Annotated in this window: 10 protein-coding genes; 6 read left to right on the forward strand and 4 right to left on the reverse strand. The window is 68.3% G+C overall.

The genetic code is table 11. The features are described 5' to 3' along the window. The first annotated feature begins 117 nt into the window (after positions 1-117). The gene (locus E0W60_RS12525) at positions 118-2,097 is read left to right on the forward strand and encodes a monovalent cation:proton antiporter family protein (RefSeq protein WP_133094198.1); all 1,980 of its coding nucleotides are present in this window, start codon (positions 118-120) and stop codon (positions 2,095-2,097) included. Positions 2,098-2,116: 19 nt separating this feature from the next. Here E0W60_RS12525 and E0W60_RS12530 read toward each other — a convergent pair whose 3' ends face one another. Together E0W60_RS12530 and E0W60_RS12535 are read right to left on the reverse strand one after the other, a co-directional pair. Beyond that, the gene (locus E0W60_RS12530) at positions 2,117-2,506 is read right to left on the reverse strand and encodes a ribbon-helix-helix domain-containing protein (RefSeq protein ID WP_133093646.1); all 390 of its coding nucleotides are present in this window, start codon (positions 2,504-2,506) and stop codon (positions 2,117-2,119) included. Positions 2,507-2,592: 86 nt separating this feature from the next. Then, positions 2,593-3,171: a DJ-1/PfpI family protein gene (locus tag E0W60_RS12535; protein WP_135704368.1), complete on the reverse strand. Its 579-nt coding sequence runs from the start codon at positions 3,169-3,171 to the stop codon at positions 2,593-2,595. Positions 3,172-3,332: 161 nt separating this feature from the next. Here E0W60_RS12535 and E0W60_RS12540 point away from each other — a divergent pair, with 161 nt between their 5' ends. The 3 genes from E0W60_RS12540 (at position 3,333) to E0W60_RS12550 (ending at position 6,413) form a co-directional block, all read left to right on the forward strand. After that, positions 3,333-3,905, forward strand: coding sequence for an adenine phosphoribosyltransferase (locus E0W60_RS12540; protein WP_133093647.1), 573 nt, complete (start codon positions 3,333-3,335; stop codon positions 3,903-3,905). Positions 3,906-3,952: 47 nt separating this feature from the next. Next, the gene (locus E0W60_RS12545; RefSeq protein ID WP_133093648.1) at positions 3,953-4,564 is read left to right on the forward strand and encodes a LysE family translocator; all 612 of its coding nucleotides are present in this window, start codon (positions 3,953-3,955) and stop codon (positions 4,562-4,564) included. A 169-nt stretch (positions 4,565-4,733) separates the two neighbouring features. Further along, on the forward strand, positions 4,734-6,413 hold the full coding sequence (locus E0W60_RS12550) for a Na/Pi cotransporter family protein (RefSeq protein WP_135704369.1): 1,680 nt from the start codon (positions 4,734-4,736) through the stop codon (positions 6,411-6,413). Positions 6,414-6,422: 9 nt separating this feature from the next. Here the strand turns inward: E0W60_RS12550 and E0W60_RS12555 are convergent, their stop codons facing one another. Continuing rightward, positions 6,423-6,908 (reverse strand): adenosine-specific kinase, encoded by a 486-nt coding sequence (locus E0W60_RS12555; protein ID WP_133093650.1) that lies wholly within the window; start codon positions 6,906-6,908, stop codon positions 6,423-6,425. A gap of 114 nt (positions 6,909-7,022) precedes the next feature. Here E0W60_RS12555 and E0W60_RS12560 point away from each other — a divergent pair, with 114 nt between their 5' ends. Continuing rightward, entirely contained in the window at positions 7,023-7,625 is a 603-nt protein-coding gene (locus tag E0W60_RS12560; protein ID WP_135704371.1) for a histidine phosphatase family protein, read from the forward strand. 27 nt (positions 7,626-7,652) lie between these two features. On the opposite strand, the gene uvrA is transcribed toward E0W60_RS12560, so the two are convergent. Next, positions 7,653-10,517 carry an excinuclease ABC subunit UvrA gene (gene uvrA / locus E0W60_RS12565; RefSeq protein ID WP_133093652.1) on the reverse strand — a complete coding sequence of 955 codons (2,865 nt, stop codon included), beginning with the start codon at positions 10,515-10,517 and terminating at the stop codon, positions 7,653-7,655. A gap of 409 nt (positions 10,518-10,926) precedes the next feature. On the opposite strand from uvrA, the gene E0W60_RS12570 reads away from it, so the two are divergent. Beyond that, positions 10,927-12,177, forward strand: coding sequence for an MFS transporter (locus E0W60_RS12570; protein WP_135704372.1), 1,251 nt, complete (start codon positions 10,927-10,929; stop codon positions 12,175-12,177). Positions 12,178-12,194 lie beyond the last annotated feature (17 nt).

The raw sequence follows: 12,194 nt of genomic DNA on the forward strand, positions 1-12,194 counted from the left end.
CGGGGCTGCCTCGATGTGCCCCCGCGTGCCCGCCGCATCGACGCGCTTGCCAAGTTTCCCCGGCAGGGTGCCCGTGCCGGGTCGGGCGCGCGCCCGGCCGGTCACCCGACCATCCTGATGCACTCACCGCTGGAACTGACCCTGGTGCTGCTGGCCGCTGCCGTCTTCGGCGTGGTCGCTTTCCGCATGCTGCAGCTGCCGCCGATGCTCGGCTACCTGGCCGTCGGCATCCTGATCGGCCCGCATGCGCTGGGGCTGGCCAGCGATACCGCGCAGACCAAGTACCTGGCCGAGTTCGGCGTGGTGTTCCTGATGTTCTCGATCGGGCTGGAGTTCAGCCTGAGCAAGCTGCGGTCGATGAAGCGCCTGGTGTTCGGGCTGGGCGGCTCGCAGGTGGTGCTGTCGATGCTGGCGGTGGTGCCCGCCAGCTGGGCCTTCAACTGGCTGTTCCCGCTGTCGTGGCAGGCCTCGGTGGCGCTGGGCGGGGCGCTGGCAATGTCGTCCACGGCGATCGTCTCCAAGATGCTGTCCGAGCGCATGGAGCTGGAGAGCGAGCACGGCCGCAACATCATCAGCATCCTGCTGTTCCAGGACCTGGCGGTGGTGCCGCTGCTGATCGTGATCCCGGCGCTGTCGCGCGATCCCGGCGACCTGGTGATGGCTCTGGGGCTGGCCACGGTCAAGATCGTGGTGGCGCTGGGCGCGATCTTCTTCCTCGGCCAGCGCCTGATGAGCCGCTGGTTCCATATCGTGGCGGCGCGCCGGTCGCAGGAACTGTTCATGCTGAACCTGCTGCTGGTGACGCTGGGCATGGCGGCGCTGACCGAGCGGCTGGGGCTGTCGATGGCGCTGGGCGCGTTCATGGCCGGCATGCTGATCTCCGAGACGCCGTACCGGCACCAGGTGGAAGAAGACATCAAGCCGTTCCGCGACGTGCTGCTGGGGCTGTTCTTCGTCACCATCGGCATGCTGCTCAATATCCGCGTGGTGCTGGACCACTTGTGGCTGGTACTGGCGCTGCTGCTGGTACCGATCCTGTTCAAGCTGGTGCTGATCGCGGTGCTGGCGCGGGTGTTCGGCTCGCGCCAGGGGGTGGCGATCCGTACCGGGCTGGGACTGGCGCAGGCCGGCGAATTCGGTTTCGTGCTGCTGAACCAGATCGACGGCCTGAACCTGGTCGACCCGGTGCTGATCCAGGTGATCCTGGCCTCGATGCTGCTGTCGATGCTGGCCGCGCCGTTCCTGATCCAGTACAGCGACGCCATCGTGCTGCGCTTTGCCGCCAACGAATGGCTGATGCAGTCGCTGAACATGACCCGCATCGCCGCGCAGAGCCTGCAGACGGAAAAGCACGCCATCATCTGTGGCTTCGGCCGCAGCGGGCAGAACCTGGCGCACATGCTGGAGCGCGAGGGCATCACTTATGTCGCGCTCGACCTGGACCCCGACCGCGTGCGCGAAGCCGCCGCCGCCGGCGACACCGTGGTCTACGGCGACGCCGGCCGGCGCGAGGCGCTGATCGCCGCCGGCATCCACCGCGCTGCGGCACTGATCGTCACCTACGCCAACACGCCGTCGGCGCTCAAGGTGCTGCACCACGTGCAGGAGCTGGAGCCGGCGCTGCCGGTGATCGTGCGCACCGTCGACGATTCGGAGCTGGATGTCCTGCAAAAGGCCGGCGCCACCGAGGTGGTGCCCGAGATCATCGAGGGCAGCCTGATGCTGGCCTCGCACGCGCTGGTGCTGCTGGGCGTGCCGATGCGGCATGTGCTGCGCGGCGTGCAGGAGGCGCGCGACGCGCGCTACAGCCTGCTGCGCGGCTACTTCCACGGCCGTGACGACGAAGAAGACATGGTCGAGCGCGATTCGGTGCGGCTGCATTCCGTGTCGCTGGGGCCGCAGTCCACCGCGGTCGGGCGGCGCCTGGGCATGCTCGGGCTGGAGCGGATCGGCGTGGAGGTAACGGCGGTGCGCCGGCGCGGCATCCGCGCCTTCGACCCGGAGCCCGAGACCGTGCTGGAACCGGGCGATATCGTCGTGCTGCGCGGCCAGCCGGAAGCATTGGAAGCCGCCGAGATGCGGATCCTGAACGGCTAGTCGCCGCGCGGGGCGCGCATCAGTGGGAGAACGCCTGCCGTGGGCGCGCTTCCACCCAGGACTCCGGCAGGTCGTTCAGTACCGCGCGCGCGTCCAGCGAGCGGATCGGCACCGACTGGTCCGCCGGAATCCGTCCTTCGCCCTGCAGCTTCAGGTAGCGCAGGCAGCACACCCGCAGGAAAGAAGAGAAGTTGCCCGCTACCGCCTCGCTACCGCGGTGGGCGGTCAGCTCGTCATGCAGGCGTGTAATCAGCTGGTTGACGGTCATGCCGTCGCGCGTGGCCAGTTCTTCCAGCACTTCCCAGAACAGGCTCTCCAGGCGGATGCTGGTGGCCACGCCATGCAGCCGCAGCGACCGGGCCTGGGTCTGGTACGAGGCCGGATTGGCGCGGATAAAGATCTCACACATCGAAGCTCTCCGTGCTGCGCCGCAAGCGGCGCGCGGGTGCATGCGGCGCCGCACCGCGATGGCGCGGCGCCGCGTGGCGGAAGGCTCTAATGTACGATCCGCGTGCCCAGCACCGCAAGGAACTGCGCCAGCCACGCCGGGTGCGCGGGCCAGGCCGGCGCGGTGACCAGCTTGCCGTCGGTATGCGCCTGGTCGACCGGGATATCGACATAGGTGCCGCCGGCCAGCTTCACTTCCGGCGCGCACGCCGGGTAGGCCGAGCAGCCCTTGCCTTCCAGCACGCCGGCGGCGGCCAGCAGCTGGGCGCCGTGGCAGACCGCGGCGATCGGCTTGTCCGCCTGGGCGAAGTGGCGCACGATCTCCAGCACGTGGGCGTTCAGGCGCAGGTATTCGGGGGCGCGGCCGCCGGGGATCACCAGCGCGTCGTACGCGGCCGGGTCGATCTCGGCGAAGCTGGCATTCAGCGTGAAATTGTGGCCGCGCTTTTCGGTGTAGGTCTGGTCGCCCTCGAAGTCGTGGATCGCCGTGGCGCAGGCGGCGCCTGCCTTCTTGTCGGGACAGACGGCGTGGACGGTATGGCCGACCATCTGCAGTGCCTGGAACGGCACCATGGTCTCGTAGTCTTCGGCGTAGTCGCCGACCAGCATCAGTATCTTCTTCGCCATCGCGGTCTCCTGTATGGTTACGGGTGTCCGGCGGCAGCCGGCAGGGCCATTGTGCTGGCCGGCCCGGCGGAGCGGGTGGTAGCCCGTTACCGCAGCCGGCGCGGGCATCTTTCACCGGCGCGCCAGGCGTGCTCCTGTGCTCCTGTTTTTTTCCAGACCCTATGGCAGATTCCATCATCCAGTCCCCCGACCTCGGCGACGTCACCGGCTACCTGCGCGACCGCATCCGGACCGTGCCGGACTGGCCCATGCCGGGCGTGATGTTCCGCGACATCACGCCGCTGTTGCAGGACCCCAAGACGCTGCGCGTGCTGATCGATGTCTTCGTGCACCGCTACATGGACGCCGAGCTGGACCTCGTCGCCGGCATCGACGCGCGCGGCTTTATCCTGGGCGCGATCGTCGCCTACGAGCTGAACCTGGGCTTCGTGCCGATCCGCAAGAAGGGCAAGCTGCCGTTCCAGACGGTGGCCGAGGAATACGAGCTGGAGTACGGCAGCGCGACCGTCGAGATCCATGCCGATGCCTGCAAGGCCGGCGACCGCGTGCTGCTGGTCGACGACCTGATCGCCACCGGCGGCACCATGATGGCGGGGCGCAAGCTGCTGGAGCGGCTGGGCGCCACGGTAGTGGAGGGTGCCGCCATTGTCGACCTGCCGGAACTGGGCGGCTCGAAGCTGCTGCAGGGCGGCGGGCTGCCGCTGTTCACGGTGTGCCGCTTCGACGGGCACTGATACTCGCTCACTGACAGGACCTCACTGACGGAAAGACCGGAGATCGTATGCCAGACCTGCTGCTGTTTCTGCTGACCTCGGTCGCGGTCACCGTCGCGCCCGGCCCCGACAACCTGCAGGTGCTCGCGCGCGGCATGGCGCAGGGGCGGCGCGCGGGGCTGGTGGCGGCGCTGGGCTTCTCGGTCGGCTGCCTGTTCCATACCGTGATCGCGGCGGTCGGGCTGGCGGCGGTGTTGCGCTCTTCGCCGCTGGCGTTCCAGCTGATCAAGTATGCCGGCGCCGCCTACCTGATCTGGATCGGCATCCAGGCGCTGCGCGCCAGGGGCGGGCTGGCGCAGGGCGGCGACGTCGACGCGGTGCCGCTGGGCCGCGTGTTCCGCCAGAGCGTGCTCGGCAACATGATGAACCCCAAGGTGACGCTGTTCTTCCTGGTGTTCCTGCCGCAGTTCGTGCGCGCCGATGCCGCGCATCCCGGGCTGCAGTTCCTGCTGCTGGGCGTGGTCTTCATGCTGCAGACCGCGGTGGTGTTCTCCCTGTTCGGCCTGTGCGCGGGCTGGCTGGGGGCATGGCTGCGGCGCCGTCCGGCCACGGGGCGCTGGCTCGACCGCGCCGCGGGGGCGATCTTCGTCGGGCTGGGAATCAAGGTCGCGCTGCCCTGAGCGCGGCCGCGGACGTGCCGCGGCATGTGTTGCCGGTTGCCCGCACCCCTCGCCTTGTGCCGTTGCCGCTGCCCGGTGACGGGCGCATAATGCCCCATTGACAACTACACGATGACCGGGCAGGGCCGCCTCCGGCAGTAATCCGGCACCGGTCACGCTGAGGCGCACAATGGGCGTACTTCTTCATCTGCTCTCGGGTGTTGCCCTGCTTGTATGGGGCACCAACATCGTCAAGGTCGGCATCCTGCGCGTCTACGGCGCCAACCTGCGCCACGTGCTGTCGACCAGCGTCTCCAACCGCTTCACCGCCTTCCTTGCCGGGCTCGGCGTCACCGGGCTGGTCCAGAGCAGCAACGCCACCGCGGTCATCGTCAGTTCCTTCGTCGGCCAGGGCCTGATCGCCGTGGCGCCGGCGCTGGCGATCATGCTGGGCGCCAACGTCGGCACCGCGCTGATGGTGCAGGTGTTTTCACTCGACCTGTCATGGCTGTCGCCGCTGCTGATCTTCGTCGGCGTGATCGGCCATCTGAGCTGGAAGGGCAGCAAGGCGGGCCACGTGGGGCGGGTGCTGATCGGCCTGGGGCTGATCACGCTGGCGCTGGAGCTGATCTCCATTGCCACGCGTCCTGTGGTGCAGGCCGCCGGGGTCAAGGTGCTGTTCGCCTCGCTGACCGGCGATTCGGGGCTCGACATGCTGGTCGGCGCCTTCCTGACCGTCCTGTGCTATTCCAGCCTGGCCGTGGTGCTGTTCTGCGGCGCGCTGGCCTCGGCCGGCGTGGTGTCGATCCACGTGGCGCTGGCGCTGGTGCTGGGCGCCAACCTGGGCTCGGGCATCTCGGCGCTGCTGACCACCTCGGGCAACAACCAGCCGGGCAAGCGCGTGACGCTGGGAAACCTGCTGTCGCGCCTGCTGGGGTGCCTGGTGGCGCTGCCGCTGCTAAGCCAGGCCGAAGAACTGCTGGCGTTGATCGACCATGATCCGCAGCGGCTGATCGTCAATTTCCATCTGCTGTTCAATGTCACGCTGGCGGTGCTGCTGCTCGGCGCCACGGCGCCGCTGGCACGCCTGTGCGAGAAGGTGCTGCCCGGGCGCAATACCGGCGACAGCCAGGTCACGCCGCGCCATCTCGACCCGGCCGCGCTGTCGACGCCCACGCTGGCGCTGTCCAATGCCGCGCGCGAGGTGCTGCGCATCGGCGACCGCGTCGAGCAGATGCTCGACAACATGCTGCGCGTGATGCGCACCAACGACGCCAAGCTGGCCACCGCCACCTGCCGCATCGACAACGAGGTCGACGACCTCTACACCGCGATCAAGCTCTACCTGACCCGCATCAGCCTCGAAGCGCTGGACGAGCGCGACGGCCAGCGCTGGACCGAGATCATCTCGCTGACCATCAACCTGGAGCATGCCGGCGACATCATCGAGCGCATCCTGCTCGATACCAAGGACAAGAAGATCGCCCACAACCTGATGTTCTCCGAGGCCGGCATGCAGGAAATCGCCGAGATGCATGCACGCCTGGTGGCCAACCTGCGGCTGGGTTTGTCGGTGTTCCTCAACGGCGACCTGAAGAGCGCGCAGGCGCTGATGGCGGAGAAGGCCAACTTCCGCGAGCTGGAGCGCAAGTACGCGCGCACCCATCTGCAGCGCGTGGCGGTGCAGACGGCGGAAAGCGTCGAGACCAGTTCGCTGCATCTGGATGTGATCAGCGAGCTGAAGCGGCTGAATTCGCTGTTCTGCGCGACGGCCTATCCGGTGCTGGAGCAAGCGGGCGTGCTGAACCGCAGCCGGATGAAAGAAGACGATGTGCCGCCCGTCACGCGGGTACAGGCGGCGCAGCACTGAGCGGCACGGCTACATCTTGTAGCCGAACTTGCGCAGCAGGGCCTTGCGCTCCGCCACATCGGCCTCGGTCTCGATCCCCAGCGGCGAGGCGCCGTCGATCACGCCCATCACGCCGCGGCCGGCATCGGTCTGCGCGACGATCACCTGCGTCGGGTTCGCGGTCGCGCAGTAGATCCGGCAAACCTCCGGCACCGCGCGCACCGCGCCCAGCACGTTCACCGGGAAAAAACCGTCCCCCAGGAAGATCAGGAAGCTGTGCCCCGCGCCGATGGCGCGCGCGTTCTCGCAGGCCATGTCGATCAGGTGCTCGTCGGTGCCCGACCAGCGCACCAGCCGCTTGCCCGAGGCCTCGCAGAACGCGATCCCGAAGCGGATGCCGGGCACCGTGCCAACCAGCGCCTCGTGCAGGTCTTCCACGGTCTTGATGAAATGCGACTGGCCGAAGATGAAGTTGGTGGCTTCCGGCTTGGTGACCGGTACGACCGTCAGTTCCATGTCAGGGCTCCTGTGCGATGCATGTCGCCGTCCGGTTCATGGTAGGGCGCGAGGTGGTGAAAGCAAGCCGGCGCCTGCTATACCGGAGGGGTTGACCCTCCACCGGAGCAGCCGATGCCTGCCCTTGGCCGCTTGATTTCCTTGCTTGCCGTAATCGCCATGGTCCCGGCGTTTGCCGCTGCGCAGGTCGCTCCGGCATCACAGCGCGAGATCGCGGTGAGCGAGCTGCAGCGCCCCAATGTCCTGGTGGTGCTGCGCCATGCCAGCGCGCCGGGCGTGGGCGACCCGCCCGGGTTCCGGCTGGCCGATTGCGCCACCCAGCGCAACCTCGACGCGCGCGGACGCGAGCAGGCGGCGCGGCTGGGAACGAGCTGGAAGGCGGCCGGCTTCAGGCCGACGCTGGTTTGGAGCAGCGCCTGGTGCCGCTGCCAGGACACGGCGCGGCTGATCGGCCTGGGGCCGGTACAGGTGCAGCCGCTGCTCAATTCGTTCTTCGGGGCGGATGCGCAGCGCCGCGACGCGCAGGTCGCGCAGCTGTCGCGCCTGATCGACGGGCTCGACCCGCACGGCGGGCCCTACCTGATGGTCACGCACCAGGTGGTGATCACCGCGTTGACCGGCCACGGCGCCGACAGCGGTGGCGGCGTGGCGATCGAGTTGCCGCAGGGCGGCACGGCGCGGCGCACGCGCGTGCTGCCGGCCGCCGGGCTCGACTGAGCCGCGGCCTATCGGCTGGCCGGCAGGTCAGCCGCGCTCGAGCAGCGGCGCCAGGTATTTGCCGGTGAAGCTGGCCTTGCTCTTCGCCACGGCCTCCGGCGTGCCGCGTGCGATCACCTGGCCGCCGCCGGCGCCACCTTCCGGGCCCATGTCGATCAGCCAGTCGGCGGTCTTGATGACGTCCAGGTTGTGCTCGATGATGACCACGGTATTGCCCTGGTCGCGCAGCTTGTGGATGACCTTGAGCAGCAGCTCGATATCGTGGAAGTGCAGGCCCGTGGTGGGCTCGTCCAGGATATAGAGCGTGCGCCCGGTGTCGCGCTTGGACAGCTCCAGCGACAGCTTGACGCGCTGCGCCTCGCCGCCCGACAGTGTGGTCGCCGACTGCCCCAGCCGGATATAGCCCAGGCCCACGTCCAGCAGCGTCTGCAGCTTGCGCCGCACCACCGGCACCGCGCTGAAGAACTCATGCGCCTGCTCGACGGTCAGGTCCAGCACCTCGGAGATGTTCCTGCCCTTGTACAGCACCTCCAGCGTCTCGCGGTTGTAGCGCTTGCCGTGGCAGACGTCGCAGGGCACGTACACGTCGGGCAGGAAGTGCATCTCGACCTTGAGCACGCCGTCGCCCTGGCATGACTCGCAGCGTCCGCCCTTGACGTTGAACGAGAAGCGGCCCGGATCGTAGCCGCGCTCCTTGGCCGCGGGCACGCCGGCGAACAGCTCGCGGATCGGCGTGAACAGGCCGGTGTAGGTGGCCGGGTTGGAACGCGGCGTGCGGCCGATCGGGCTCTGGTCGACGTTGATGACCTTGTCGAAATGCTCCAGCCCTTCGATGCGGTCGTGCTGCGCCGGCTCCGGCGTCGAGCCATACAGGTGGCGCGCCACCGCGTGGTAGAGCGTGTCGTTGATCAGCGTCGACTTGCCCGAGCCGGACACACCCGTGATGCAGGTGAGCAGGCCCACCGGCACTTCGGCGGTGACATTGCGCAGATTGTTGCCGCTGGCGTTGACGATGCGCAGCAGCCGCTCTTCGTCCGGAGCGGCACGCTTCTTCGGCACTTCGATGCGGCGCTGTCCGGACAGGTACTGCCCCGTCAGCGATGCCGGCGAAGCCTCAATCTGCCCTGGCGTGCCCTCGGCCACGATCATGCCGCCGTGCACGCCCGCGCCCGGGCCGATATCGACCACGTAGTCGCAGGCGCGGATCATGTCCTCGTCATGCTCGACCACCAGCACCGAGTTGCCGATGTCGCGCAGGTGCTTGAGCGTGCCGATCAGGCGGTCGTTGTCGCGCTGGTGCAGGCCGATCGACGGCTCGTCCAGCACGTACATCACGCCGGTCAGCCCCGAGCCGATCTGCGACGCCAGCCGGATGCGCTGGGCCTCGCCGCCCGACAGCGTATCGGCGCTGCGCTCCAGCGACAGGTAGTCCAGGCCCACGTTGTTGAGGAAGTTCAGCCGCGCGGTGATCTCCTTGACGATCTTGTCGGCGATCTCGCGCTTGGCGCCATGCATGTCCAGCGTCAGGAAATAGGTCAGCGCATCGCGCAGCGGCCAGCCGTTGATCTCATAGATCGCGCGCGCCTGCTCGTTCTCGCCCAGCTTGACGTGGCGCGCCTCGGTGCGCAGCCGCGTGCCGTGGCAGGCGGGGCAGGGCTGGTTGTTCTGGTACTTGGCCAGTTCCTCGCGCACGGCGACGGAATCGGTCTCGCGGTAGCGGCGCTCCAGGTTGGGGATGATCCCTTCGAACACATGCTCGCGCACCGTGGTGCGGCCGCGCTCGTTGATGTAGGTGAACGGGATCTCCTGTTCGCCCGAGCCGTGCAGCACCACTTGCTGCACGTTCTCCGGCAGCTCTTCGAACGCTGTCTCGGTATCGAAGTCGTAGAACGCCGCCAGGCTCTGCAGCATCTGGAAGTAGAACTGGTTGCGCCGGTCCCAGCCCTTGATCGCGCCCGAGGCCAGCGACAGGTTGGGGAAGGCCACCACGCGCCTGGGGTCGAAGAAGGTGATCTGGCCCAGCCCGTCGCAGCTCGGGCACGCGCCCATCGGGTTGTTGAACGAGAACAGCCGCGGCTCCAGCTCCTGCAGCGAGTACGAGCAGATCGGGCAGGCAAAGCGCGAGCTGAAGGTGTGCTCCTTGTTGCTGTCCATCTCCAGCGCCAGCGCGCGGCCGTCGGCCAGGCGCAGCGCGGTCTCGAACGATTCGGCCAGGCGCTGCTTGATGTCGGCGCGGACCTTCACGCGGTCGACCACCACGTCGATGCTGTGCTTCTCCGTCTTCTTCAGCTTGGGCAGCTGGTCGACCTCATAGACTCTGGCCTCGGCCTCATGTGCGGTGCCGCCGCCCGAGCGGATGCGGAAGCGCACGAAGCCCTGCGCCTGCATGCTGTCGAACAGGTCCGAGTGCTCGCCCTTGCGGTCGACCACCACCGGCGCCAGGATCATCAGCTTGGTGTCTTCCGGCAGCGCCAGCGCCGCATCCACCATCTGCGACACGCTCTGCGCCTGCAGCGGCAGGTTGTGGTCTGGGCAGTAGGGCGTGCCGGCGCGCGCGTACAGCAGGCGCAGGTAGTCGTGGATCTCGGTGACTGTGCCGACGGTGGAGCGCGGGTTGTGGCTCGTGGCCTTCTGCTCGATCGAGATCGCCGGCGACAGGCCTTCGATCAGGTCGACGTCCGGCTTTTCCATCAGCTGCAGGAACTGGCGGGCGTAGGCGGAGAGCGACTCCACGTAGCGGCGCTGGCCCTCGGCATAGAGCGTGTCGAAGGCGAGCGAAGACTTGCCCGAGCCCGACAGGCCGGTGATCACGATCAGCCGGTTGCGCGGCAGGTCGAGATTGATGTTCTTCAGGTTGTGGGTACGCGCCCCACGGATCTTGATTTCTTCCATATGCCGAAAAGTCGTCGCCAGCCAGGCCGCCCGGGCCGGGCTGGCCGAGGCTGTCTGAAGGAAAGGCAAAACCCAGTGTCCAGGTGCGCTGGCTCGCACTTCCTGCCGCTGGCGACGGCGGAAAGCGCATCCGGGCACACGCCCGGGGGCTCGCTGGCAAGGCCAGGTGACCCGGGAAGCGCGAAGGAGCAAACCTGTTAATATACCCAACTTCGGTTTCCGGGGTAGCCGGCCCAGAACGGGCGCATGCCGGGAACCCCGGCGCGGAGCCGTCGCCGGCCTCATTTCCAGGGCGACCCGGAAGGCGGGCGGACACCGGCCAGAGGCCATACCGGCCGACGCCGTCACAAAACGGCCACCCGGCCGGCCCCGCCAGCCGACCCGCTTTCCAGAGATCCTCACGATCGCAATGCCGCCGATCCAGTCTTCTTCCCCGGACGCGAGCCCTGCCGGCGCGTCCCAGGCCCCCGCCCGCGAACGCATGACGCGCACCGAGCTGCGCGCCAGCGTGTCGCTGGCCAGCATCTTCGCGCTGCGCATGCTGGGGCTGTTCCTGATCCTGCCTGTATTTGCCGAATACGCCCGCAACCTGCCCGACGGGCATGACGCCCAGCGCGTCGGCCTGGCCATGGGCATCTATGGCCTGATGCAGGCCTTCCTGCATATCCCGCTGGGCTGGCTGTCCGACCGCATCGGGCGCAAGCCGGTGATGGTGGCCGGGCTGCTGCTGTTTATCGCGGGCGGCCTGGTGGCGGCGTTCTCCGATACGCTGACGGGCATCATCGCCGGCCGCGCGCTGCAGGGCATGGGCGCAATCTCGGCGGCCATCACCGCCTGCATCGCCGACCTCACGCGCGAGCGCCATCGCACCAAGGCGATGGCGATGGTTGGCGGCAGCATCGGCCTGACCTTTGCGCTGTCGCTGGTGATCGCCTCGCCGCTGCTGCACAGCATCGGCATGCCGGGCATCTTCAGCCTGATGTCGGTGCTGGGGCTGGTGGCCATCGGCGTGACGCTGTTCCTGGTCCCGACGCCGCCCGCGCCGCACCCGGTGCGGCTGCCGTTCCGCAAGGTGCTGCTCAATGCCGACCTGGCGCGGCTGAACGTCGGCGTGCTGGCGCTCCATGCATCGCAGGTGGCCATGTTCATGGTGGTGCCGGCGATGCTGACCGATGCCGGCATGCCGCTCGACCAGCACTGGAAGGTCTACCTGCCGGTGGTGCTGGTGTCGTTCGTGCTGATGCTGGGTCCGATGATGGCGGCCGAGCGCTACGGCCGCGTGCGCCCGGTGCTGCTGGGCGCGGTGGCGCTGATGACCGCGGTGCAGCTGCTGTTCGCAGCGGTGCACGGCCTGTGGGCCATCGTCGGTGTGCTGCTGCTGTTCTTTGTCGCGTTCAACGTGCTGGAGGCTATGCAGCCCTCGCTGGTGTCGCGCTATGCCGCATCCGCGCGCGGCGCGGCGCTCGGCGTGTACAACACCACGCAGGCGCTGGGCCTGTTCCTGGGCGGCGCCGTCGGCGGCTGGCTGCTCAAGCACGAGGGCCGCAGCGCGGTGTTCGTCGGCTGCGCGGCCGTGCTGCTGCTCTGGCTTATAATCGCCTGGAGCATGAAGGCACCTCCGGCCCGCGGGCAGGAAGCCGCACCTGCGCCGGCTGCATGAAGTTGCCTTGGCATCGC

This window comes from Cupriavidus oxalaticus (assembly GCF_004768545.1).
Classification (GTDB): Bacteria; Pseudomonadota; Gammaproteobacteria; order Burkholderiales; family Burkholderiaceae; genus Cupriavidus; species Cupriavidus oxalaticus_A.